This window comes from Rhodanobacter sp. FW510-R10, assembly GCF_058781105.1.
The window spans coordinates 254,879-279,208 of sequence record NZ_JBYSWL010000001.1; the positions used below are offsets into that span (position 1 = coordinate 254,879).

At 66.6% G+C, this 24,330-nt stretch carries 16 protein-coding genes and 1 tRNA gene; 10 read left to right on the forward strand and 7 right to left on the reverse strand.

What is annotated here, in order from left to right; all coding sequences use genetic code 11:
• Positions 1–16: 16 nt before the first annotated feature.
• The 7 genes from AC3WJB_RS00955 to uvrB all read right to left on the reverse strand — a co-directional run bounded on the left by AC3WJB_RS00955 (position 17) and on the right by uvrB (position 12,351).
• The gene (locus tag AC3WJB_RS00955; protein WP_492677801.1) at positions 17–3,046 is read right to left on the reverse strand and encodes a DUF1156 domain-containing protein; all 3,030 of its coding nucleotides are present in this window, start codon (positions 3,044–3,046) and stop codon (positions 17–19) included.
• Positions 3,043–3,948, reverse strand: coding sequence for a hypothetical protein (locus tag AC3WJB_RS00960; RefSeq protein WP_492677803.1), 906 nt, complete (start codon positions 3,946–3,948; stop codon positions 3,043–3,045). The genes AC3WJB_RS00955 and AC3WJB_RS00960 overlap by 4 nt, the downstream gene beginning before the upstream one ends.
• Positions 3,949–4,086: 138 nt before the next feature.
• Entirely contained in the window at positions 4,087–4,662 is a 576-nt protein-coding gene (locus tag AC3WJB_RS00965) for an RloB family protein (RefSeq protein ID WP_492677805.1), read from the reverse strand.
• 78 nt (positions 4,663–4,740) lie between these two features.
• Positions 4,741–6,009: an AAA family ATPase gene (locus AC3WJB_RS00970; RefSeq protein WP_492677807.1), complete on the reverse strand. Its 1,269-nt coding sequence runs from the start codon at positions 6,007–6,009 to the stop codon at positions 4,741–4,743.
• A 117-nt stretch (positions 6,010–6,126) separates the two neighbouring features.
• On the reverse strand, positions 6,127–9,648 hold the full coding sequence (locus AC3WJB_RS00975) for a helicase-related protein (protein WP_492677809.1): 3,522 nt from the start codon (positions 9,646–9,648) through the stop codon (positions 6,127–6,129).
• Between the two features lie 342 nt (positions 9,649–9,990).
• Positions 9,991–10,065, reverse strand: a tRNA-Val gene (locus tag AC3WJB_RS00980).
• A gap of 258 nt (positions 10,066–10,323) precedes the next feature.
• Positions 10,324–12,351 (reverse strand): excinuclease ABC subunit UvrB, encoded by a 2,028-nt coding sequence (gene uvrB, locus AC3WJB_RS00985; RefSeq protein WP_492677811.1) that lies wholly within the window; start codon positions 12,349–12,351, stop codon positions 10,324–10,326.
• A gap of 153 nt (positions 12,352–12,504) precedes the next feature.
• Between uvrB and AC3WJB_RS00990 the strand changes: the two genes are divergently transcribed.
• The 10 genes from AC3WJB_RS00990 (at position 12,505) to AC3WJB_RS01035 (ending at position 24,281) form a co-directional block, all read left to right on the forward strand.
• A complete protein-coding gene (locus AC3WJB_RS00990; protein WP_492677813.1) occupies positions 12,505–13,044 on the forward strand; it encodes a GspH/FimT family pseudopilin in 540 nt (179 codons plus the stop codon).
• A gap of 266 nt (positions 13,045–13,310) precedes the next feature.
• Positions 13,311–15,839: a cation-translocating P-type ATPase gene (locus tag AC3WJB_RS00995; protein ID WP_492677815.1), complete on the forward strand. Its 2,529-nt coding sequence runs from the start codon at positions 13,311–13,313 to the stop codon at positions 15,837–15,839.
• Between the two features lie 121 nt (positions 15,840–15,960).
• Complete coding sequence (locus AC3WJB_RS01000) at positions 15,961–16,569, forward strand: TetR/AcrR family transcriptional regulator (protein WP_492677817.1); 609 nt, start codon at positions 15,961–15,963, stop codon at positions 16,567–16,569.
• Positions 16,570–16,622: 53 nt separating this feature from the next.
• Positions 16,623–17,075: a hypothetical protein gene (locus AC3WJB_RS01005; RefSeq protein WP_492677819.1), complete on the forward strand. Its 453-nt coding sequence runs from the start codon at positions 16,623–16,625 to the stop codon at positions 17,073–17,075.
• On the forward strand, positions 17,072–18,106 hold the full coding sequence (hlyD, locus tag AC3WJB_RS01010) for a secretion protein HlyD (protein ID WP_492677821.1): 1,035 nt from the start codon (positions 17,072–17,074) through the stop codon (positions 18,104–18,106). Before AC3WJB_RS01005 ends, hlyD begins: the two co-directional genes overlap by 4 nt.
• A 1-nt stretch (position 18,107) precedes the next feature.
• Positions 18,108–19,877: an ATP-binding cassette domain-containing protein gene (locus AC3WJB_RS01015; RefSeq protein ID WP_492677823.1), complete on the forward strand. Its 1,770-nt coding sequence runs from the start codon at positions 18,108–18,110 to the stop codon at positions 19,875–19,877.
• The gene (locus AC3WJB_RS01020; RefSeq protein WP_492677825.1) at positions 19,874–21,040 is read left to right on the forward strand and encodes an ABC transporter permease; all 1,167 of its coding nucleotides are present in this window, start codon (positions 19,874–19,876) and stop codon (positions 21,038–21,040) included. The genes AC3WJB_RS01015 and AC3WJB_RS01020 overlap by 4 nt, the downstream gene beginning before the upstream one ends.
• Before the next feature lie 5 nt (positions 21,041–21,045).
• Positions 21,046–22,164 carry an ABC transporter permease gene (locus tag AC3WJB_RS01025; protein WP_492677827.1) on the forward strand — a complete coding sequence of 373 codons (1,119 nt, stop codon included), beginning with the start codon at positions 21,046–21,048 and terminating at the stop codon, positions 22,162–22,164.
• A 31-nt stretch (positions 22,165–22,195) separates the two neighbouring features.
• Positions 22,196–23,704: an efflux transporter outer membrane subunit gene (locus tag AC3WJB_RS01030; RefSeq protein ID WP_492677829.1), complete on the forward strand. Its 1,509-nt coding sequence runs from the start codon at positions 22,196–22,198 to the stop codon at positions 23,702–23,704.
• Between the two features lie 91 nt (positions 23,705–23,795).
• Positions 23,796–24,281: a hypothetical protein gene (locus AC3WJB_RS01035; protein ID WP_492677831.1), complete on the forward strand. Its 486-nt coding sequence runs from the start codon at positions 23,796–23,798 to the stop codon at positions 24,279–24,281.
• The last annotated feature ends 49 nt before the right edge of the window (positions 24,282–24,330 follow it).

Below are 24,330 nucleotides of genomic sequence, written 5' to 3' on the forward strand. Positions count from 1 at the left end.
AGTCCCCCATCCCCAATCAAACATCCAGCGCGCCTTGCGCATGGATTTCCCCTGCCGATTGTGACGCAATCTCGATGCCCTGCCAGGCGGTGACGAGTTCGTTGTAGGCGCGCGCATCTTCGGGCAGGCTCTTGCGTTCGGCGCACAGGGTATAAAGCCAGAACGCGAGCCGGCGGATGTCGGCGGAGCGTTCGGGCATGCGGGCCAGCAGCGCACCGGCGGCCGATTCGCCGCCCTGGTTCAGGGCGCGCACCAGTTGATGCAGGGCTTCCCACACCGGGGTGCGGTTGTCTTCGCGCGGGTCCCAGTCGGCCGGGTAGTCGGCGGGTTTCAGCAGTTTCACCCTGCCGCCGTGCGCTTCGATGACGCCGGCTTCTTCCACGCCCGCGACGCTGGTGCCTTTGGCGCGGGCCAGCACGTCGGCTTCGCCGTAGGCGCCGGCGGACCAGCCGCGTTCCTGGAACCAGCCGAGGCAGAAGTTGGTGTCGGCGTCGAAGTTCTCGCCGCCCAGCACTTCGTCCACCTGCTTGTTGATGAGGGTGAGCGCCACGTGCACGCTCATCTTCGAGCCGTCGGCTTCGAGCACGCCGGAATACTTGGAGAACACCGCCATGCCGGGGCCGATCGCGGCCTGCGCCAGGTCCACCGGCGCGATGGGCGAAGCGCCGCCCGCGCCGCCCAGCATTGCTTCCAGCGCTTCGGCGAGTTCGGATTTCAGTTCGCGCAGGAACTCGCGGCGCGCGATGGATGGCGCATCGGCCGCACGACGGCGGCAGACCAGGATGATGCTGGAGGCGAGTGCGTTGGTGCCGCTGCCGATCATGCGGTTGCCGAGTTCGGTGCGCATGGGCCAGGTGCCGCCGATCGCGAAGCCCGCGCGCAATACTGCTTCGAGGAAGGTTTCCCAGCCGGTGGACGTGGTACCGGCTTCTTTCGTTTCCGACTGCTTGAACGCGTAGTAGATGCTGACGGGAAACGCGGCGTGCGCGCGCTCGGCGAGGTTGTGCATGGCCGCGGTCATGCCAGCGACGAAAAATTGTTCCGCTTCGTCCTTGCCGCCGTGACGGTACGGCGTCGCCACCAGTTCTTCGGCTTTGGGCACCGCGACGGTTGCGAACAACTTTGGATATGTCGGTCGCAGGCAACGTCGCAACCAGACGTAGAAGAAATCGGAGAGGTCCGCGTAGCCAATGTTGTCGTAATACGGCGGATCGGTGGAAACGACTTTGTTTTCGCTGATGGCTTGCGATTGCGCATCACTCTGCGACGCACTGCCGGGGCGGCCCGCAACCAGTCGCTCGACCGCCGGAATGATCCAGACGAATGCGCTGTCCCAACTACCCCCTGACTCGCTGAAGGGGTTTGCCTCGCCGAAATCCCAAGCCATTGGAATTGCTTGGCGCGCGAACAGATTGCGGATAGATGCGGTACGAGCGGAGCCACCGGTGGACGCTTTCGTGCCAGAGGGACCCGCGTCCCACGTACAGAGGGCATTGTTCCGATCGGCGAAGCGGCTCAATGCCAGTCCGAGATACGTCGCCACCGCTTCGGCGTAGGCCGTTGCGCCGGTGCCGCCGGCGGCGAGGCTGCGGGCATCGTCGGGCGTACCGGCCTTCGCGGCGTCGGCGCGGATGCGCTCGCGTGCTTCGCCCACGAGGTCGGAGAACGTGGTCAGCGCGACGAGCTGGCGCGGAGTAAAGAGGTCGCCCCAGTGTTTCAGGCCGTACGGTACACAGGTTCCGCCGGTAAGACGCGCCGGCACGTCGCCGTCAGGCTTCCACGTCGGCTGCGCGGACTCCGCGATGCGCTGCATTTCGTCGGTGGGCGACAGGTACACGCGACCGCGTTCACCTTCGGCCACGATCGCCATCAGGCGCGCGCCCATGCGTCCGGCTTGGCCTTCGGCCTTGATGTAGTCGCCGCTGATCGGCGTATTCGACACCAGGCACAGGAAGTTTGCGCCGCGGCCCGCGGCCTTGGTGCCGTTCTTCGCGCTGACGGGCGGGTGGCCGTCGCCAGCGGCGGTGGTGCGTACGGTGAAGTGGTAGGCGTCGCGCGAGTCCGGACCCTCACCCCCAGCCCCTCTCCCGGGGGGAGAGGGGAGCGAAGCATCGGCGGGCGAATGATTCAAGACCGGTTCGACCCAGGCTTCCTTGCCCTGCTTGGTGCTGAGCAGGAAGGTGCTGGCGAGCGGCACTTCGACGTGGGCATACGCGGGGTTGGGGCTCGCCACGGTGCGCGCCCACAGCCACGCGATCACGGTGAGTTCCTTGCCGACGTAGGGCTTCAGGTCCTTGCGGGCCTTTGCCATCTCCGCGGTGACTTTCACCTTCGGGTACAGGTGGCCGATGTGCTTTTGCGCTTCCTCACGCATCCAGCGGCCGTAGCGGCGCACTTCTTCGGCCAGGCCCTTGGCGCCCGACCAGTCGGCGTGCATGTCGGGCTGCTTTTCGTCCGCCGGGATCGGGCCGACGGGCGCGCGGCCGGCAAACTTCGGCGGAATCTCGATCATCGCCTTGTTGATCAGCACCGCAACCGGGTTCAGATCACTCGCGTAGCTTTCAAGGCCGAGCCGCTGCGCTTCCAGCGGAATCGCGCCGCCGCCGGCGAAGGGATCGTGGAAGGCGGGCAGCTTGTCCGGATCGAACAGTTCGGCTGCCTGCGGATGGTTACGGTTGAGATGGCAGGTTTCGCGCCAGCTCTTTTTGATTTCCTCGCGCGCGGTGGCAAGCACCTCCTCGTTGTTGGTGTTTTCCCACTTCACCAGCTCGCGGATGATGTTGAACAGCCGCTCGCGCTCGCGCGCGGCATCCTTTTTGTTGACGCCGCGAGTGAAGCCCTCGCCCGTCTGGTAGCCGGGATCGTTGACGAGCTGCGCAAACAGCACCGCCCGCGCCGCCGCCAGCGGCCGCCGCGCCCACCACAGGTGCAGCGTGCTCGGATGCCCATGCCGGATCGACTTCTCGCGCGCCGCCGCGGTGTTGATGTCATCCAGCGGCAGCGCCACTTCGATGAGCTTGCGGGGGGATTTGATTTCAATGTTCATTCGTCTTTCCAGTGCGCCGCCGCGCCGCCACAATGGGGACACCCTTCCAGATAATCGCCAAAGTCGCCGCTCACACCCACCCAGTGTTCACCGCAGAACTCGCACATGGTGTAACCGGAGAATGTCTCCTCGCAGTCTCTGCATTTGAAGCACAGGCCAGTGTCGATGACGGTTTGAATACCGTTGCACTCGCCGCAGCTTCCGCAGAACACTTCTTCGCCGTGCTTGATTGCCCTGTGAGACAACGCTTGGTAACCGCACACGCGGCAGATTGCACCTACGTACGGACCGCCTTTTGTGGTCGGGTCGAGTGCCCGGAAGTCACAACATGGGCACTGCGCCAGGGATTCGGTATCTGCGGAGCCCGAGACGACCCGATCAAAGACGGCCTGCAGTAACGGCTTCAGGCCCTGCAAGCGCGTGCCGAGGGCTCGCATAGTGTTTTGGTGGTTGTCGAAGTACGACTGCCACTGGCCAGTCATGAGTTTGTACAGGAAGTGCCAAGCAACGTAGATGTCGGATGCCACCTGCGCGCGCAACTTGTCGAGGTCGGCATGGAAGAAATGCACGACGCGGTTACGGTGACTGGCGACGACAAAAAACGCGTTGCAAGCAGCCTTGTCTATCGATGTGCCAGAGAGCGCTTCAATCCGCTTGCGCGCCAGATCGAACCCCACCGTCTTGATGCGACCTTGCTTGAATCGCCCAAGCGACGCCTCCGTCGGCTCGCTCGCAACCCACTGCGCACCCTCGCAAACCAGTCTGGCCTTGAAAATGAGCTCGATGCCTGATGCGAGACTCATCAAAGCGTACTTCGGCTTGTCCGCGACGGTGTCGAGCGCGTATCCCATAAAGTCGAACGCGCTTTCGACCAGGTTGTTGAAAATTTCATCCTTCGTCATTGTCGAGTTCTGATCGGTCACAGCCAAAAAACCAAGTCGCTCTGCAACGTCGGGACAATGTGACTCCCAGCCTGAGATAGCATCTCCGGCCTGCCCGTCTCGCGACGATGCTTTTTTCTGAGTTGCGAGCTCGCCCACTCATGGGTGACGTAGCTGCATTAGGTACCGTACCAAGTCCGCCATCTGCGTCGATGGATTGTCGGTGCCAGCGGCTCGCGCGGCGATATTGGCTCGGTCGCCTCGGATGAGCGCAGTTCCCAGATGCTCTCTTGTCGTCGCGAACAGTCCGCGCGCACCTTTGTCGTAGGCTTCAAAGCCATGGACCCGGTGCAGCCGGTGTAGCAGGTCGGCGTACCGATGCATCGGCGCCGTGGTGTCCTCGTAGTGCAGGAGAATCCAGTACTCGAAGCACGGTACGGAGACAATGGATTCGAAACGTGCTTCACCGATCTTGCGCTTTCCGGCCCGGCGAATGAGCTTCTTGTCGCGGATGCGCTGGATGGCCTCGTCGAAGGTCGAATGGCCATCACGATCGAAAACGCAGAACACCGCGTCGTAGTCCGGGTCCTGCTCGAACAACCTGATGGCAAGATCGACGACCGACTTTGGCGCGGAACCGCCTTCTCCCGTGATCTGGAGATTGGCGCTGCTCAGCTGGTAATGCGCTTGCAGTTCGCGCAGGTAGTTGGGCTCGGTCTTGGCGCCTTCACACACGACTAGGACGCGGTCATACGCCTCGCGCTGTGGCTTGCGCCTTTGCAGAGATCCCCTGTTCTTCGGTCGAGCCACGGTTCACGCTCGCAGTTCGCCGACGAACGGAAGGGCACCATAACGGCCCTGCAGGTAGCCGCGCTCGAAGTTTTCTTCCTTGCGTGGACTGAAATCGGTTAACGGGTACAGGTGGCTCTGCAGGTCACGGTCTTTCTCCACAAACCAGATCTGGTCGCGGCGGAACAGTTCGCCGTCGAGCATGTTGGTGTCGTGCGTGGTGAAGATGAGTTGCGCACCGTTGGTATTGATAGCTGGATCGTGAAACATGCCAACAAGGCGACGCAGCAGGGAAGGGTGAAGGCTGGTATCCAACTCATCCACTAAGAGCACATAGCCGTTTTGCAGCACGTCGATCCATGGACCGGCCATGGCGAATAGCTTTTGCGTGCCTCCCGATTCATCGTTGTAGCCGATTTCGGCTTCAGTACCGGCCATCGCGCGATGTGTGAAGCGCACTTCGTAGAGCTCGGGCGGCCCGATGGTGATCTGGACGGCTGGAGGGATCGAGGGCTCCGGCGATTTCGGCAGTACTGGCGCTTCCACCTTGCGCTTTTCTATGTGCATGCCCGCGATGCCGGTATCGGCGGCAGCAAGATATTCCACGACACGCTGTTGCCACTCGGTATCGCGTTCGCAGTGCTCCAGCGAAAAGTTCGGCGCGAAGCGTGCGTAGGGGATCACTGGCTTCAACCGCTGGGTGATCCACTCAAACGGGACCAGAAGGGTCTCGGCATTGAGTTGCACTGCCGTGGACAGGAACAAAGAGTTGTCGCGCGTCGCCTCCTGCCAGACCTTTTTCTGCCCGGTCAGGCTGGTGCCGTAGCGCCAGGTGGTTTTGTTGGTTTGCCGGTTCCAGCGGCGCTCGAACCATCGTTGCTGACGGCCTTCCGGCCATGCGAACAGCCACTCGTCGCAGATGCGGTCCCGCGTCAGCGAGAACCCGTACTGAAAGCGCACGCCATTCTGGACGAATACAAGCTCAAATTCGCTCGGCTCATCCGCTGCCGCTGCGGCGAACGCGAACGGCGTGATCGTGAATTTGCTGCCCGGAGGAAGTTGTGCGGAACCATGCACCAACTGCCACATGGTCTGCAGAGCAAGCAACACATTGCTCTTGCCGGCGGCGTTCGGTCCATACATGACAGCCGTTCGCACTAAGTCCGGGGTCGCCGGTGCGGGTGCGGCCACGACATTGGTTTCGCGCAGTTCCTTCCCGCTGGACGCGGCCAGGCTCAAGGTCTGGCGTTCGTGGAAGGATCGGAAGTTGGCGACGCTGAATTCAACCAGCATGATGGCCTCCGACAAGATATTAGGATGCTAAATATGCATGAAAAATGCAAAATACGCAAGTTGTTTCGATTCAATGGCGCGTTTGGTAGCTGCGCGGCCAATGCGGGCCGGCCAGCATCACGCGGTCTCGGGCTTTGCGCGCGCCAGCAGTTTGGCGATCTCGTAGTTGATCGAGGTGACGCCGAGCTCCGGTTCTTGCGTGAAGGGCTGACGCACATAGTGCGGGCCATCGACGCTGTCGCCATCCACCAGCACGATGGCGAGGATGAACTTGTCGTCTTGGTTGAGCGCCGTGCAGATTTCGTTGCGGGTGATGGTTATGACGTCCGCGCCCTTGGCCCGACCCTTGACCTCGATGTGACGGGATTCGGGGAGCACGCCGTCGGCAATCGGCGGTTGCGAGGTGACATCCCAGCCGCATTTTTCCATCGACACGTCGGTGACGATGCAGCCGCGGCCCTTCTCGTCCGCGATCACCGCGTCCATTGCCCGCTTTTCGATCGCTGCGCGTGCGGCGGCATCGGCGGTGAAGCTGGCGGGTAGCGGTTGCCCGCGCAGGTGGGCGAGCAGACCCATCGGGATGACCAATGCGCCGCCGCGCACGACTGGCGTGGCCGAGACGATATGACGGTGGGCTTCGATTTCACGTTGTCGCGCGTCGAGACGCGCGACCAACTCTTCGGCCCGCTTGCGCAGGTTGTCGGGCTGAATGCGCGGCTGCTTGCCGGCGGCGACTTGCTCATCCAGCTTGGCAGCGCGGGCGCCGAGATAGTTGATCTCGTGAGTGAGACGCGCGCGCACTGCATCGCGGATCTTGTCGAGTCGCTCGATCCGCCGCGTTTTGATTTCTTCGTAGTGCTGCGGTACCAGCGCCTTCACGGCGTGCGCAATAGCCCGGGGTTCCAGGTCCGACTTGAGCCATGGTTCGTCGAGCAGGTGCGCCAGCAGTGGACGGTCGGCGTCATCCAGCGGTTCAAGGCCCAGATGCGGCGCCGCGTCGGCGGCCCGCATCGTGCCATCCGCGTCGGCCCATACGAACTGCAAGCGTTGCGAGAGGATTCGCGCGTCGGCGCCGGTACCCTCACGGATGGTGTGCTCCAGGATCAGCAGCAGCGAAGGCTTGTCGCCGGGGTCGGCCGGATTGACCAGCACCGCGCCTTGCTTGAGCAGTGCGCGGTCGTCGATAAGGATGGCGTCGATCAGGGCCGCCATGAGCGGGTGTGCGGGATGCACGAGGTCTGCGTCCGGCGCGCCGTGGATATGGATTTCGCGTTTGTCGAAGCAGATACGGTCGTAGCGGCGTAGCACCGGTTTGCGGGTGTCGCTGATGCGGCGATCCGCCTCGCGCAGGACTGCGGGTACATGCGGCAATTCGTATCGATCACCCTCGCGGCGCCGCGCGTCGCCGCCAACGCGCTTGAATGCTTCCAGGAAGAAGCTGCGCAGGAACCACGGCTGCAATTTGCGCGCCTGTGCGTGATCCATTTCTTCTTTCACCCGGAACAACTGGTCCATCGACATGGCGTTGTCAACCAGCGCATTGCGTTCCTGGATGGCCTTGAGGTGTTCGGTGTCCAGAGCGCCATCGATGACGCGGTCCAGGCGCGCGCGGACCTCGGGATCGTCGCCGTATCGAATCGCCCGAATCAAAAGATCCTTGAGCGATTCGTTGTCGAAGGCTTCACCGAGAATGTCGAACACCTGCCCGCCCAGCGCGTCACGTTCGATCTCCAGCTTGTCGAACAGGCGCTGGAAGACCGCGCCTTCGCGGGTTTCCTTTGCGACGAGGTTCCAGAGGTGGCACACCTCGCGTTGGCCGATGCGATGGATGCGCCCGAAGCGCTGTTCGATGCGGTTGGGGTTCCAAGGCAGGTCGTAATTCACCATCAGGTTGGCGTTCTGCAGGTTCACGCCTTCGCCGGCAGCGTCGGTGGCGACCATCACCAGCACGTCCTTGTCCTGACGGAACAACTCTTGCGCCTTCGCACGGTCGTCGCGGTTTACGCCGCCGTGGATTGTGACCACCGTTTCTGCGCTGCCGAGCACATCGATGATGCGCTGCCTCAGGTAGTTGAGCGTGTCCTTGTGCTCGGTGAACACGATCAGCTTGCGGCGATTGCCTGCGGCATCGCGTATCTCGGGATCGTCCTGCAGCAGCCGCGAAAACTGCTTCCATTTGCTGTCACTGTGTGACTCGACGACACGGCGCGCTTGCTCCTCAAGCCCTTTGAGGATTTCGATTTCAGCTTGCAGTTCTTCAATGGTGCGCGCAGCCGTGGCCTGATCGACGACCTGCTCCGAATAGCGCTCGTAGTCGTCGGGGCTGAGTTCGTCTTCGGCGTCGTCCAGATCGTCCGGCACGTCGAGAGTGCGCGCTACATAGAGCTCGGCTTCCTCACCGACACGCTGGCCGCGTTTCAGCAGCTTTTCTTCCTCCAGCCGGTTCTGCAGCTTTCGGTGGCGACGTTTCAGTGACTGGTAAATGGCTTCGGGGCTGGAAGCGAGGCGGCGCTGCAGCAGGGTGAGCGCGAAACCCACCGTTCCCTTGCGCTTGCCATCGAGTTGGTCGGCCCGGTTCATCTCGTCGCGAACGTAGGCGGTGACGGCTTCGTACAAGTGGGCTTCCAACGGCGACAACGTGTAGTTGATGGTGTACGCGCGTCGTTCCGGGAACAGGGGTTTGCCATCAAACTTCAGCAATTTCTCCTTAACCATCCGGCGCATCACGTCGCTGACATCCACTTTGTGCGCGCCTTCGCGGAACTTGCCGAAGAACCGGTCACCATCCAGCAACGAGAGGAACAGTTGGAAATCCTCTTCCTTGCCGTTGTGGGGCGTCGCGGTCATCAGTAGAAAGTGCCGGCACAATCCGCCGAGCTGCTCGCCCAAAGCGAAGCGTTGGGTCTTCTTGATCTCGTTGCCGAAGTAGTGGGCGGCGAGTTTGTGCGCCTCATCTACGACGATCAGGTCCCAGTGGGTTTCGCCCAGCTTGCCGCAGTAGTCGTCGCTGCGGGCGAGCTGGTCCAGCCGAACGATCAATCTGTCCTGTTCGGAAAAATAGTTGCCGGTGACGGAGCTTCCCTGCATTTCACGGCTGAAGATCTGGAAGTCGAGGTCGAACTTCTCGTGTAGTTCGTCTTGCCACTGTCCGGCCAGTGAGCCGGGCGCGACGATGAGGATGCGAGCGGCATCCGCCCGCATGATGAGTTCGCGCATCAGGAGACCAGCCATGATGGTCTTGCCTGCGCCGGGATCGTCCGCCAGCACGAAGCGCAGCGGCTGCCGCGGCAGCATCGCCTCGTACACGGCGGAAATCTGGTGGGGCAGGGGTTCCACATTGGACGTGTGGACCGCCATCATCGGGTCAAACAGGTGCGCAAGCTCGATCCGGAGCGCCTCGGCCGCCAACTTGAAGTCGGCACCATTGGCGTTGAAGGACCAATGCGCCTGGGTTGACGCGAGCGCAAGCGAGCCTTCGTCGCTGCGAAACAACATGCGTTCTGCCGGTGTTCCGTTCGCGTCCTTGTATACGACGGTCGCCGCTTCGTCCCCTACCGCATCGACCGAGATGATTGCAACCGGCCCTGCGGGATCGATGCCAGCGACCTGCGCTCCTTTGACAAGCTCTTCGAGTTTCACTCGGCTTCCCCTGATGGCCTGGGCTGGACGCGGTTTGCCGCGTCGTCATGCCCGGCTTGTACGCAGTGAAGCATGATATCGCCTCATCCGGTGAGACTCGCGGGCAACAGACTGACGGACGAGTAGGCGAACGCGGCATGGCGCGAACGCTCTGGCCCGCATGCGCCTTGTCCGGCAGAGACTGATCGCGTGGGTTCAGCGCGATCCGGGGCGATTCTCGGATAGCGTCCCGTAGCTGCACGGAAACGTGCGGAACGGAACGGAAATCCGGAGACAGCTCGGGACACCGAAAAACGAAAGCGGCCGGTTTACTGGAACCGGCCGCTCATGAGTTACTGAATGTGGTGGGCGGTACAAGGATCGAACTTGTGACCCCTACCATGTCAAGGTAGTGCTCTACCGCTGAGCTAACCGCCCGTATCGCCGTGCTGAGCGATGCAAGCGGGGCAGTATAAAGGAGCATCGGCCGGGCAACAACGCCGGCCTGGCGGGACGGCGGCGCAGGCTGAACCGGTCGCGCCTGCCCTGTGACTAACTCAGGAACGGGTGAAGGCGCGGCCAGAGTCGGGCTTGCCTCCCCAGTCCGCCTCCTCACCCTGCCCTCTCACCCGCAAGGGGACTCCCTGACGGTCGCCGGAGGAAGAGGGGAACGGCCACGTACCCCGCGGCGCGACGTCAGCGCAGTGCCTGCTCGCGCAGGGCGTGAATCTGGTCGCGCACGTGGGCGGCGTCCTCGAACTCCAGATTCTTGGCGTGCTGGTACATCTGGATCTCCAGCTTCTTCAGCATGGCGGTCACCTCCGAAGCGCTGAGGTGAGCGTATTCGGCGCGCTCCTCAGCCACGGCGCGCTGGCGCGATGGCGTGGTGCCGCCGCGGCGCTGGCGCCCGCCGTTGGCGGCATGCGCGCCTTCCATGATGTCGGCGACGCGGCGCACGATGGTGGTGGGGGTGATGTCGTGCTCACGGTTGTAGGCCACCTGCTTCTCGCGCCGGCGGGCGGTCTCGTCCATGGCCGCGCGCATCGAAGGCGTGACCGCGTCGGCGTACAGGATCGCGCGGCCGTGCACGTTGCGCGCCGCGCGGCCGATGGTCTGGATCAGCGAGCCGGTGGAACGCAGGAAGCCTTCCTTGTCCGCGTCCAGGATCGCCACCAGCGAGACCTCGGGCATGTCCAGGCCTTCGCGCAGCAGGTTGATGCCGACCAGCACGTCGAACACGCCAAGCCGCAGGTCGCGGATGATGTCGGCGCGCTCGACCGTGCCGATGTCCGAATGCAGGTAGCGCACGCGGACATCCTGCTCGTCGAAGTACTCGGTGAGGTTTTCGGCCATGCGCTTGGTGAGCGTGGTCACCAGCACCCGCTCGCCGGCGGCCACGTTCTTGTGGATTTCGCTCAGCAGGTCGTCGACCTGGGTGCGCACCGGGCGCACCTCGACCTGCGGGTCGACCAGGCCGGTCGGCCGCACCACGAGTTCGGCCACGGCATCGCCGGACTTGGCCAGCTCGTACGTGCGTGGCGTGGCGGAAATGAAGATCGCGCGCGGCACGCGCGCCTCCCACTCCTCGAAGCGCAGCGGCCGGTTGTCCATCGCCGAGGGCAGGCGGAAGCCGAACTCGACCAGGGTTTCCTTGCGTGAGCGGTCGCCCTTGTACATCGCGCCGAGCTGCGGCACGGTGACGTGCGACTCGTCCACCACCAGCAGGCCGTCGGCGGGGAGGTAGTCGAACAGGGTCGGCGGCGGCTCGCCGGGGCCGCGCCGGCTCAGGTGCCGCGAGTAGTTCTCGATGCCCTGGCAATAGCCCACCTCGGCCATCATCTCCAGGTCGAAGCGCGTGCGCTGGTCCAGGCGCTGCGCCTCGACCAGCTTGTTTTCCTTGTACAGGACTTCCAGCCGCTCCTTGAGCTCGACCTTGACGGTCTCGATCGCGTTCAGGACGCTGGCCCGCGTGCTGGCGTAGTGCGTGCGCGGATACACCGTGTAGCGCGGCACGCCGCGGATGGTCTCCCCGGTCAGCGGGTCGAACAAGGCCATGCGCTCGACGTCGCCGTCGAACAGCTCGATGCGCAGCGCCTCGGTTTCCGACTCGGCCGGAAACACGTCGATCACTTCGCCGCGCACGCGATAGGTACCGCGGCGCAGCTCGGTCTCGTTGCGCGTGTATTGCAGCTCGGTCAACTGGTGGATCAATTTGCGCTGGTCCATGTGCTCGCCCACGGCCAGGATCAGGCGCAGGCTGAGGTAATCCTCGGGGTTGCCCAGGCCGTAGATTGCCGACACGGTGGCGACGATGATCGCGTCGCGCCGCGACAGCAGCGCCTTGGTCGCCGACAGCCGCATCTGCTCGATGTGCTCGTTGATCGAGGCATCCTTCTCGATGAAGGTGTCGGAGGCGACGACGTAGGCCTCGGGCTGGTAATAGTCGTAGTAGCTGACGAAGTACTCCACCGCGTTGTGCGGAAAGAACGTCTTGAACTCGCCGTACAACTGCCCGGCCAGGGTCTTGTTTGGCGCCATCACCAGGGTCGGGCGCTGTATCCGCTCGATGACGTTCGCCACGGTGAAGGTCTTGCCCGATCCGGTCACGCCGAGCAGGGTCTGCGCAGCCAGGCCGGACTCGAAGCCGGCGGTCAGCTGCTCGATCGCCTGCGGCTGGTCGCCGGCGGGCCGGTAGGGCGCAACGAGCTCGAATCGATCAGTCATCGGCTACACATGTGGGCGCAGGCGCCCATTTTAAATCGGCCGCCCCGACACCACACGCCTTGGTCAACCTACGCCCGCGGCCTGCGGCGGCCGCTGCCGGCAGCGCAGCCGGAAGCCTAGCTTTGCGGTTCCGGGGCCACCGGAACCAAACCCATGTCCACCTGCCGGCAACGCGGCATCACCCTGATCGAGCAGGTCATGGTGGTGTCGATCATCGCCATCCTGGCCAGCTTGGCCAGCCCGGGCCTGCTGCGCCTGATCCGGCGCAACGAGGTCCGCGTGGCGCAGGACGAGGTGATGGCGGCGCTGCAATACGCCCGCTCGACCGCGCTGGAGACCGGCATCCGCACCGTGATCTGCCCCAGCGTCGACCAGCGCCACTGCGCCGCCACGACGCAGTGGGAGCACGGCTGGGTGGTGGGCCTGGATGCCGACCACGACAACCAGCCGGACGGCCGCGCCCGCTACACCGGCGCCGGCCACGGCCACCAGTTGCACATCCGCAGCAGTGTCGGGCGCCACATCGTGCGCTACCAGCCCGACGGCTCGGCCGGCGGCAGCAACCTCACCTTGCTGATCTGCCAGCAGGCCAGCACGACCCCGGCGCTCAGCATCGTGGTGTCCAATTCGGGCCGCATGCGCGGCGCCCCGGCCACGGCCGCGCAGACGGCCAGTTGCGCCGCCGCCCGCTGAGCGCACCACCCTCCTCCTCCAGCGTCATTCCCGCGAAACTCCCCTCGTCATTCCCGCGAAAGCGGGAACCCAGATGCCCTCGCACTTCCGTTGCTGGCGACAAAGGCACTGGATTCCCGCTTTCGCGGGAATGACGAGGGCGTGTGGAAAGCGTCGTGGACCGTGTCGCATCACGCGCCCCGGTAGCTACCATGGGCCGGCAGCGGCACGCTGCGACTTGCCGCCGAACCCCGAAGGCGAGCACGACGGGCACTGGAGTCCGCCACATGAGCGCAGCGCACACAACGCAGGCCACCAGACACCGAGGCCTCGACCCGGCTGAGGCGGCCCGCCGGCTGGCCAAGCACGGTCCGAACATGCTGCCCGGCAGTACGCCGAAGACGTTCCTGGCGATCGCCGTCGGCGTGCTGGTCGAGCCGATGTTCCTCATGTTGCTGGTTGCCGGCGGCCTGTACCTCGCTTTGGGCGATCACGCCGAGGCGGCGTTCCTGCTCTCGTCCGTGTTTGTGATCATTGGCATCACCCTGGTGCAGGAACGCAAGACGCAGCGTGCGCTGGAATCGTTGCGCGAGTTGTCGGCGCCGCGCGCGCTGGTGATCCGCGGCGGCGAGGAGGTGCGGATTCCCGGGCGTGAGGTGGTGGTCGGCGACCTGCTGGTGCTGCGTGAGGGTGATCGCATTGCCGCCGATGCCGTGTTGCTGGACGGTCACCTCGACGTCAACGAATCGCTGCTCACCGGCGAGGCGGTGCCGGTCACCAAGCTGCCGGGCGCAGAGGCCGGCCAAGTGTTCGCCAGCACCGTGACGACCAAGGGCGTCGGCGTCGCCGAGGTCCATGCGATCGCCGGTGCCACCGCGGTCGGCCGGATCGGCCAGGCGCTGGCTGACACCGTCGAGCCGGTGTCCGGCCTGCAGCGGGCCTCGCGTCGGCTGATCCGCAACCTCACGATCGGTGGCCTCCTGCTGGCGACGGCGTACACGCTGCTGGGCTGGCTGTGGAACGGGCGCGGCCTGCTGGAAAGCGTGTTGGCCGGCATCGCGCTGATCATGGCGATCCTGCCCGAGGAGATCCCGGTCATCCTCACCGTGTTCCTCGCGCTCGGCGCGTGGCGGATTTCAAAGCACAAGGTGCTGACCCGTCGGGTGCCCGCGGTGGAGGCGCTGGGTGCGATCTCGGTGCTGGCAGCGGACAAGACCGGCACGCTCACGCAGAACCGCATGCAGGTCGCCGAGTTGCGGCTGGCCGATGGCGGCACACACGATGAGCAGGCGACCGGACTGCCCGAAGCGTTCCACGAATTGGTCGAGTTCGCGATGCTGGCGACGCCAGCCGATCCGTTCGATCCGATGGAAAAGGCCATCCAGCAATTTGGCCTGCGCTGGCTCACCGGCACCGGGCACGTGCACGCCGAGTGGGCACCGGAGTTCGAATACGCGCTGTCGCCGGAAATCCTGGCGATGACCCGCGTGTTTCATGGCGACGCGCGCCGCGATGCACACCTGCTGGCCACCAAGGGCGCCCCGGAAGCCGTGATCGACCTGTGCCACCTGGGCGCCGCCGACGCCGCGGCCATCCTGCACCAGGTCGAGGCCATGGCCGAACGGGGCCTGCGCGTGCTTGGCGTGGCCCGCGGCGAGTGGCAAGGCGAGGCCTGGCCGCGCGGCCAGCACGACTTTGACTTTCGCTTTCTCGGCCTGGTCGGCCTCGTCGACCCGCCGCGCCCGGAGGCACCGGCAGCGATTGCCGAATGCCGCGGCGCCGGCGTGCGCATCCTCATGTTGACCGGCGACCATCCCGTCACCGCGCGTGCCATCGCCCGTGAGGTGGGCTTGAGCGAACGCGCCGAGGTGGTCACCGGCGCGGAAATCGACGCACTGGACGATGCCGCGCTGCGCGATCGCCTGCGCCAGGTCGACCTGTGCGCGCGGCTCAAGCCCGAGCAGAAACTGCGCCTGGTGCAACTGCTGCGCGGGGACGGCGAAGTGGTGGCGATGACCGGCGATGGCGTCAACGACGCACCTGCGCTGAAGGCCGCCGATGTCGGCGTGGCCATGGGCGAGCGCGGCACCGATGTGGCGCGTGAAGCTGCCGCACTGGTGTTGCTGGACGACAGCTTTGCCAGCATCGTCAGCGCGATCCGCCAGGGCCGGCGCATCTACGACAACGTCACCAAGGCCACCCGCTTTGTGTTCGCCGTGCATGTGCCAGTCATCGCACTGGCGCTGGTGCCAACCCTGCTGCATTGGCCAGCGCTGCTGACACCAGTGCACATCGTGCTGCTGGAACTGCTGATCGATCCCGCCTGCTCGGTGGTGTTCGAGGCCGAACCCGCCGATGAGGACATCATGCGGCGGAAGCCGCGGGCGCCGTCGGCTTCCCCGTTCGTCGTTGCCAACCTGCGCTACGCGGTGATCCAGGGCCTGGGCTTCGCCGGCATCCTGCTGCTCGGCTATGGCCTGTTGCTCGGCCAGGGGCTGGACGCCGCGACCAGCCGCAGCGCGGTGTTCATCGCGCTGGTGACCGGCCTGTTCGCGCTGACCCTGGCCAACCGCGACTTGTCCCGCCCGGTGCTGGCCCGTCATCCGGCAAAGAACCCCTGGCTGGTGCGGATGTTCGGCGCCGTGGCGCTGATGCTCGCGGTCGTCATCGGCGTGCCCTTCTTCCGCGGCGTCATGAGCTTGGCGCTGCCGGACACGGCCATGCTGCTCGCCAGCGCCGGGATGCTGGCAGCCGCCATCGCCTGGTTGGAACTGCTGCGCCGCACGACACGACCGCCCGCCGCCGCGGCGCGCTGAAGCAACCGCATACGCCGGGTCGGCGCGTGGCACCCGGCCCGCTGCACCATGGCATCCGTTGACAAGCGTGCAAGGCCAGATAAGATAGTAACCACTTACTTACTTCAAGCGGGTCTGCACGATGCACATCCAGCGCAAACACCTGCCTGCGGACGAGCGCCGCGCGGTCACGGTCGAGGCGGTCGTCAAGCTCGCGGCCGAGCAAAACCCGAGCGAGATCACCACCGCGGCCATTGCCAGCGCGATGCACCTGACCCAGGGCGCACTGTTCCGCCACTTCCCGAACAAGGACGCGATCTGGCAGGCGGTGATGGAATGGGTGGCCGGCCACCTGCTGGCGCGGGTCGAGCGCGCCGCGCGGAGTGCCGCCGGCCCGTTGGCCGCGCTGGAGGCGATGTTCATGGCGCACATCGCGTTCGTCGCCGAACACGCCGGCGTGCCACGCATGTTGTTTGGCGAGTTGCAGCGGGCCGAGGACACCGCCGCCAAGCGGATGGTGCAGACCATGATCCGCCGCTACGGCGAGCGCCTGCGCGCGCTGATCGAGGACGGCAAGGCGGCCGGCGAGGTGGATCCGCAGGTCGATTCCGCCGCGGCGGCCGCGCTGTTCATCGGCAGCATCCAGGGCCTGGTGATGCAGGCCTTGTTGGCCGGCGACACCCGGCGCATGCGCCGGGAGGCCCCGGGCACATTTGCCATCTACCGCCGGGGCATCGCACGTGCCCCGTGAAGCGCGTTCCATCCCGCAACCAGCGAACCCCTGACCAACCGAGGGCCACGAAGATGAGCACCCACCCGCAACGCCACATCTGGATCCGGCTGATTTCCCTGTTCGCCATCGCCTTCGGCCTGCTGACGCTCCGGGAAGGCGGCGCGGTCCTGTTTGTCGATGGCGCGGCGCGCCAGGCCGCCGGCCACTACGTGCCGCTCGTGCTTTGGTTCAATTTCCTGGCCGGGTTCGCCTACGTCGCCGCCGGTGTCGGCCTGTGGCTGCGCCGGCGCTGGGCGGCCCGGCTGGCGCTGGCCATTGCCGTCGCCACGGCGCTCGTCTTCCTCGCCTTCGGCCTGCATGTGGACCTGGGCGGCGCCTGGGAGCGCCGCACGCCGATTGCCATGACCTTGCGCACATTGGTGTGGACCGGCATCGCGATCATGGCCTGGCGGCTGACGGCGCGCGAGGCGCCGGCGGCGCCCGCGCAAGCACCATCCTCCATCTGGCGGGACCTGTCGCGATGAAAACTCCGAGCTCGACCACCGGCAAGATCCGCCGGATCGTGATCGCCGCCGCGGTGATCGTCGTTGGCGGCGCACTGGCGTTCTGGCTGTCACGCGACCAGGGCAACCAGGACGCGCTGCGCCTGTACGGCAACGTCGACATCCGTGAGGTGGAGCTGGCGTTTCGCCAGCCCGGCCGCCTGACGGACATGGCCTTCGACGAAGGCGACGCCGTCACCAGGGGCGCGGTCATGGCGCAGCTCGACGCCACGCCTTACCGCGAGAAGCTGGCCGCGGCCGAAGCTGAACTCGCAGCGGCGCAGGCACAGCTGGACAAGCTGCACCGCGGCAACCGGCCACAGGAAATCGCCCAGGCCCGCGAGCAGGTCCGCCAGGCGCAGGCCGCTGCCGACGAGGCCGCGCGCAACTTCGCGCGCCAGGACACCTTGCTCAGATCAGGCGCGAGCAGCCAGCGCACCGCCGACGCCGCACGCGCTGCACGCGACCAGTCGGCCGCCAACCTGGCCGCCGCGCAGGCATCGCTCTCGCTCGCCACCGCCGGCTTCCGCCGCGAGGACATTGCCGCCGGCCAGGCGCGCGTCGCCGCGGCCGAAGCCGCCCTGGCCCAGGCGCGCACCGCCGTGGCCGATGCAACCCTGGTCGCTCCGAGCGACGGCATCGTGATTTCCCGCGTGCGTGAACCGGGCAGCATGGTCGCAAGCGGCACGCCGGTGTACAGCCTGAGCCTGCGCGATCCCGTGTACCTGCGCGCGTACGTCAGCGAAGCGGAACTGGGCCGCATCGCCCCGGGCACCAAGGTCCGCGTGCACACCGATTCCTCGGATACCGTCTATCACGGGCAGATCGGCTTCATCTCGCCGCGCGCGGAATTCACGCCAAAGACGGTGGAGACCGCCGACTTGCGCACCGACCTGGTCTATCGCCTGCGCGTGGTGGTGTCCGACGCCGACGCGGGCTTGCGCCAGGGCATGCCAGTGACGCTCGACGTCGACACTGCCGGCGCAGCGGGCAAACCCGCGCGCAGGAGTTGAGTTGAACACGCCGCCCGCCAGTGACAACTCGCGCGAGCACGATGCGGGCGCCGCCGTGCTCATTGACGGCGTCGACAAGCGCTTTGGCAAGACCCACGCGCTGCGCGGACTCAGCGCCAGCATCCGCTACGGCCGCCTCACCGGCCTGGTCGGTCCCGATGGCGCCGGCAAGACCACGCTGATGCGGATCATGACCGGGCTGCTCGTCCCCGACGCCGGCGCCGTCACCCTGGCCGGCTTCGACGTGGTCAGGGACAACGACGCCATCCACGTCGCCAGCGGCTACATGCCGCAGCGCTTCGGCCTGTACGAGGACCTGTCGGTGCTGGAGAACATGCGCCTGTACGCACGGCTGCGCGGCATGGACGCGGAGCACAACACCGACCTGTTCGACGAGCTGCTCGACTTCACCCGGCTCGGGCCATTCACCGCGCGTCTGGCCGGCAAGCTCTCCGGCGGCATGAAGCAGAAACTTGGCCTGGCCTGTGCGCTGATGGCGCGGCCCAAGGTGCTGCTGCTGGACGAGCCCGGGGTGGGCGTCGACCCGGTCAGTCGCCAGGATCTGTGGCGCATGGTGCAGGCGCTGACCGACGAGGGCATGGCCGTGATCTGGTCCACCGCCTATCTCGACGAGGCCGAGCGCTGCGCGAGCGTGCTGCTGCTGAACCAGGGGCAGCTCCTGTTCGATGGACCGCCGCAGGACCTCACCGCGCAGCTCGAAGGCCGCAGCTTCCGCCTCGAGGACGTCGGCGCCGAGCGGCGGGCGGTGCTGACCGAGGCGCTCGACCTGCCCAGCGTGAGCGATGGCGTGATCCAGGGCGCCGGCGTGCGCGTGGTGCTGCGCGCGGGCGCCGGTGCGCAGGCGCTCCAGGCCCTGGCCGAGCGTGCGCGGGTGGAGCTCGCGCCGGTGCCCGCGCGCTTCGAGGACGCCTTCATCGACCTGCTCGGGGGCGGCCCTGGCGGCACCTCGGCCCTGGCCGAGCGCCTGCCGCCGGTCGAACTGGGTTCCGACATCGCCGTGTCCTGCCGCAATCTCACCAAGCGCTTCGGTGCCTTCACCGCGACCGACAGCGTCAGCTTCGAGGTGCACAAGGGCGAAATCTTCGGCCTGCTCGGCCCCAACGGCGCCGGGAAATCCACCACCTTCAAGATGCTCTGCGGCCTGCTGAAACCCACCGCGGGCGAAGCGCATGTGGTGGGGCACGACCTGCGCCGCGCCACCGGCGCGGCCAAGAGCCGGCTGGGCTACATGGCGCAGAAGTTCTCGCTCTACGGCCTGCTTTCGGTACGGCAGAACCTGGAATTCTCGGCCGGCGTGTATGGGTTGGAAGGCACCACGCGACGCGAGCGCATCGAGGAGATGATCGCGACCTTCGACCTGGGCGACTGGTTGTCCGCCACGCCCGACGCCCTCCCGCTCGGGCACAAGCAGCGCCTCGCCCTGGCGTGTTCACTGATGCACCGGCCACCCGTGCTGTTCCTGGACGAGCCCACCTCGGGCGTGGACCCGATCACCCGCCGTGAGTTCTGGACCCACATCAACGGCCTGGCGCGCAAGGGCGTGACCATCATGGTCACCACCCACTTCATGGACGAGGCCGAATACTGCGACCGGGTCGCCATGCTCTCGCGGGCGCGGCTGATTGCGCTGGACACGCCCGATGCGCTCAAGCGCATGGTCGTCGGCCCGCAGCGGCCCGATCCGACGATGGAGGATGCCTTCATCCAACTGGTGGAATCAGCCGAACGTGAGCTGGGGGCGGCCGCATGAACAGCCCCGCCAAGCACAAGCAGGGGGCTGGCGCGCCGCCGGCGCAGTTCCGCCGCTTCGACGTGCGCCGCCTCCTGGCCCTGGTCACCAAGGAAAGCCATCAGGCCCTGCGCGACCCCTCGACACTGCTCATCGCGTTCGTGTTGCCGGTGGTGCTGTTGTTCCTGTTTGCCTACGCGGTGTCGCTCGATGCCAAGGCGGTGCGCATCGGCGTGGTGCTGGATTCGCCCGGCGCCTCGGCGCAGTCCCTGGCTGCGGCTTTCTCGGGCACCCGCTTCCTGCAGGTGCACTACGCCCGCGACCGGCGCGAGGTGGCCGACCGGCTGGTCTCCGGCGAACTGCGCGGCTACGTCGTGATCCCGCAGGACTTTGAGCAACGCCTGGCCCGGCGCGGCAGCGAGCCGCTGGTGCAGATCATCACCGACGGCTCCTACCCCAATACCGCCAATTACGTCGAGAACTATGCCCGCGGCGTGGTGCAGACCTGGCGCGCCGGGCTCGGCATCGCCCCGGCGCAGGCCGTCGTGCTGGAACCGCGCTACTGGTTCAACCCCGAGCTGGAAAGCCGCCGCGCGCTGATCCCCGGGGCGATTGCGATCGTCATGACCATCATCGGCACCATGCTCACGGCGCTGGTGGTGGCGCGCGAATGGGAGCGCGGGACGATGGAAGCAGTGCTGTCCACGCCGGCCTCGGTGGTCGAGATCCTGATCGGCAAGCTGCTGCCCTATTTCGTGCTCGGCATGCTCTCCACGCTGGGCGCCGCGGCACTGGCGGTGTTCGTGTTTGGCGTGCCGCTGCACGGCTCGCTGGCGGCCTTGCTGCTGCTCTCGGCGGTGTTCATGGTGCCCGCGCTCGGCCAGGGCCTCCTGATCTCCTCGCTGGCGCGCAACCAGTTCCTGGCGGCACAGATTGCGCTGTTCACCGGCTTCCTGCCGGCCTTCATGCTGTCAGGCTTCTTGTACGAGATCGATGCCATGCCGGCGCCGCTCCGCATCATGACCCACCTGATCCCGGCGCGCTATTTCGTCGAATCGTTGAAGACCGTGTTCCTGGCTGGCGACATCTGGGCGGTATTCACCCCCAGCCTGTTCGCGATGCTGGCGATCGGCATGGTGTTCTTCCTCCTGGCCAAGCGCGCCACGCGCAAGAACCTGGAGTAGCGCCCATGCCCGGCTCCCTGCTCAGCTTCACCCGCCTGCGGGCGCAGTTCATCAAGGAAGTCCTCAGCATCCTGCGTGACCCGCGCAGCCGCATGGTGGTGTTTGTCCCGCCGATCCTGCAGCTGCTGGTGTTTGCGTTCGCTGCCACGCTCGAAGTGCGCAACGTCGACATTGCCGTCTACAACCAGGACGCCGGCCGCTGGTCTTATGAGCTGGTGCAGCGGCTGGACAACGCCCGCTTCATCACCCAGGTGCGGCACGTGGACAGCCTGCGGCAACTGCACGAACTGATCGACCGTGGCGAAGTCATCGCGGCGCTCGCCATTCCGGCTGACTTCTCGCGCACGATCGCCGCCGGCGGCAGCGGCCACGCGCAGGTGCTGGTCGATGGCCGGCGCAGCAACTCGGGCCAGATCACGGTGGCCTATCTTTCCACCATTGCGACCGAGGTCGGCGCCGCGCTCGTGCCGGGCGCACAAGCGCCGACACCCGTGGTCGTGCGCCACTGGTTCAACCCGAACCTGGTTTTCCGCTGGTTCATCGTGCCCGGCCTGACCGGCATCCTGGCGCTGTTCAGCGCGTTGCTCATCACCTCGTTGTCGATCGCGCGCGAGCGCGAACTCGGCACCTTCGACCAGTTGCTGGTGTCGCCCACCTCGACGCCGGAGATCATCATTTCCAAATCGCTGCCGGCGCTGGCCATCGGCACCCTGCTGGGCCTGTTCATGATCAGCGCCGGCGTATTCCTGTTCGGCATCCCGTTCACCGGTTCGTTTGCCCTGCTGCTGGCAAGCCTGATGCTGTTCATCCTGTCGGTGGTCGGCATTGGCCTGATGATTTCCGCGGTCAGCGCGACGCAGCAGCAGGCCATCCTCGGTGCCTTCGCCATTGGCGTGCCGGCAGTGCTGATGTCGGGCTTCGCGACGCCGGTGGAAAACATGCCGGTGGTGCTGCAGTGGCTGGCGCAGGCGATACCGCTCACCCACTTCCTGGTCATCGTCGAAGGCACCTTCCTGAAGACGATGCCGGCAGTGGACATCCTCGCCAACCTCTGGCCACTGGCCGTGATCGCGCTGGTGACGCTGACCATGGCCACGGCGCTGGTGCGCAGCCGCCTGCAGTGACCGCCACCCAGCCATGCATGAAGGAGTTGCCATGACCCGCCCATTGAATCACCGGTATTGCGTACCCCGCGTGGCCGCGGTCGCACTGGGCGCGCTGCTGCTCGGCGCCTGTGCGGCCGGTCCCGACTACCGCGGGCCGCCTCCGGTCGACACCGGCAGCGGCTGGACGCAACCGGACCGCGCCGCGCCGGCACCGGTGGGCCTGTCGACCTGGTGGACCACGCTGGGCGATCCGACGCTGGACCGGCTGGTCACGACGGCGTTGGCGGACAACCTCGATGTGCGCCAGGCACAGGCTCGCATTGCCGAAGAACGTGCCTTGCGCGATCGCGCCGCCGGCGGGCTGGCACCCGCGATCGGCACCGGCGGCAGCGTCACCCGGCGCCGGCAGAGCGAGAACGGCCCGCTGCCGATCGGTGCCATTCCCGGCATGGCACGGGATCAAACCATTTACGATGCCGGCTTCGACGCCGGCTGGGAAATCGACTTGTTCGGCCGTACCCGGCGCAGCGTGCAGGGCGCCGCCGCGCGCCTGCAGGCCGCGCAGGACGATGCCGCGGGCGTGCGCGTCAGCATTGCCGCCGAAGTGGCGCGCAGCTATCTCAGCCTGCGCGGCGCGCAACACGAGCTGGCTGCGCGCGAGGCCGCGGTCACGGCGCTCACGCATACAGCCGACCTCGTCAGCAGGCGCTTCCGCGCCGGGGATGCGGCGCAGGCCGATGTGGATGCCGCACAGGCGCGCCGGGACGCGGCTGCCGCCGGCCTGCCCGCGATCCAGGCACGAGCGCGCGCCGCGGCGTTGGGCCTGGGCGTGTTGCTGGGCGCGCCGCCCGAGCGTGAGCTGGCCTTGCTCGACACCAACGCCGCACCGGTCACGCTGGCGCCGATCCCGGTGGGCCAACGCGCCGACCTGCTGCGTCGCCGACCCGACGTGCGCGCAGCCGAGCGCCGCCTGGCGGCACGCAGCGCCGACATTGGCGTGGCGACGGCCGAGCTGTTCCCGAAGCTTTCGATTGGAGCCAGCGGCGGCTTCCAGGCACTGGACGCAAGCCAGTTGTTCGAATCGGCCAGCCAGCGGTTCTCGATCATGCCGCTGATCTCCTGGCGCGTGTTCGACGGTGGCCGCGTGCGCGCCGAGATCCGCGCCAGCGAGGCGCGGGAGCAGCAGGCGGCGCTGGGCTATGAAAAGGCCGTGCTGGCGGCGCTGGGTGATGCCGAGCGCGCGCTGGGCGACTACCGCCTGGGCCTGGACGCGGTGCGCCGCCAGCAGGCCGCACTGGAAGCTGCCCGGCGCAGCTACGCCCATGCGCAAGCGCGCTACGCCGTGGGCGACGTCGCGCTGACCGACCTGCTGGCCGAAGAGCGCGTACTGCGCGACGCCGAAGACGGCTACGCCCGCACGCATACCGCCGCGGCGATCGACCTGGTGGCGCTGTACAAGGCGTTGGGCGGCGGCTGGGATTCCGCCACCGATGCGCGCGGCCGGGGCGCGGCCGGGCCGCAACCACCGGTACGAGACGCGGAGCCGAGCCATGGATGAAAGGCTGCCCCGGCGGGGACACCGCCCGTGCGCTGTCGTCGCGCACCGGGCCGGCACGGCGGTGGGACGCGCGCGTTCCGGATACTCGCGCTTGGCTCTGTTTGTGTTCCTGCTGATCGCAGCGTTGGCCGGAACGCCATCGTCCCGCGCGCAGGCCGCGGCCGGCGACACGCACCGCCCTCGTGCCGCCGCCCCACGCCAGCTCCAGCTCGACCACGGCCAGCGCTGGCCTGCCGATCCCGCGTTGCGCGAAGGCATGCGCCGCATCCGCGCCGTCGCACTGTGGATGCAGCAGGCGCAGGCCGAAGGTGCGCTGTCGATTCGGCAATCGCGCGCCGCCACCACGTCGATCGAGGACAGCGTGGCCGCCATCGTCGACCACCCACCCCGCGGCGACGGCATGGACGCCAACCTGCGCCTGCTGCTCGGCCGCGTGCTGGCCGCCGACGGACTGCCGCAACTGCTCGACGCGCTCGAACTGTACCCGCGCTATTTCGCGGACCCGGACTGGCAGCCGCTGACCGCCAACCCGGTCGATGGCCATGGATTGCCCGATACCCAGACCACGCCACCCTGACCGTCCGGCTGGCGCCGGGCAGCCGCCCTTGCCGCCGGCACGACCGAAC

What these genes read in the sequence shown, in the direction of transcription:
- AC3WJB_RS01030 (WP_492677829.1), top strand. Translation starts at nt 22,196, where the DNA reads ATGACCCGCCCATTGAATCACCGGTATTGCGTACCCCGCGTGGCCGCG.
- AC3WJB_RS01020 (WP_492677825.1), top strand. Translation starts at nt 19,874, where the DNA reads ATGAACAGCCCCGCCAAGCACAAGCAGGGGGCTGGCGCGCCGCCGGCG.
- AC3WJB_RS00995 (WP_492677815.1), top strand. Translation starts at nt 13,311, where the DNA reads ATGAGCGCAGCGCACACAACGCAGGCCACCAGACACCGAGGCCTCGAC.
- AC3WJB_RS00990 (WP_492677813.1), top strand. Translation starts at nt 12,505, where the DNA reads ATGTCCACCTGCCGGCAACGCGGCATCACCCTGATCGAGCAGGTCATG.
- hlyD (WP_492677821.1), top strand. Translation starts at nt 17,072, where the DNA reads ATGAAAACTCCGAGCTCGACCACCGGCAAGATCCGCCGGATCGTGATC.
- AC3WJB_RS01005 (WP_492677819.1), top strand. Translation starts at nt 16,623, where the DNA reads ATGAGCACCCACCCGCAACGCCACATCTGGATCCGGCTGATTTCCCTG.
- AC3WJB_RS00960 (WP_492677803.1), bottom strand. Translation starts at nt 3,948, where the DNA reads ATGACGAAGGATGAAATTTTCAACAACCTGGTCGAAAGCGCGTTCGAC.
- AC3WJB_RS00970 (WP_492677807.1), bottom strand. Translation starts at nt 6,009, where the DNA reads ATGCTGGTTGAATTCAGCGTCGCCAACTTCCGATCCTTCCACGAACGC.
- AC3WJB_RS01025 (WP_492677827.1), top strand. Translation starts at nt 21,046, where the DNA reads ATGCCCGGCTCCCTGCTCAGCTTCACCCGCCTGCGGGCGCAGTTCATC.
- uvrB (WP_492677811.1), bottom strand. Translation starts at nt 12,351, where the DNA reads ATGACTGATCGATTCGAGCTCGTTGCGCCCTACCGGCCCGCCGGCGAC.
- AC3WJB_RS01000 (WP_492677817.1), top strand. Translation starts at nt 15,961, where the DNA reads ATGCACATCCAGCGCAAACACCTGCCTGCGGACGAGCGCCGCGCGGTC.
- AC3WJB_RS00955 (WP_492677801.1), bottom strand. Translation starts at nt 3,046, where the DNA reads ATGAACATTGAAATCAAATCCCCCCGCAAGCTCATCGAAGTGGCGCTG.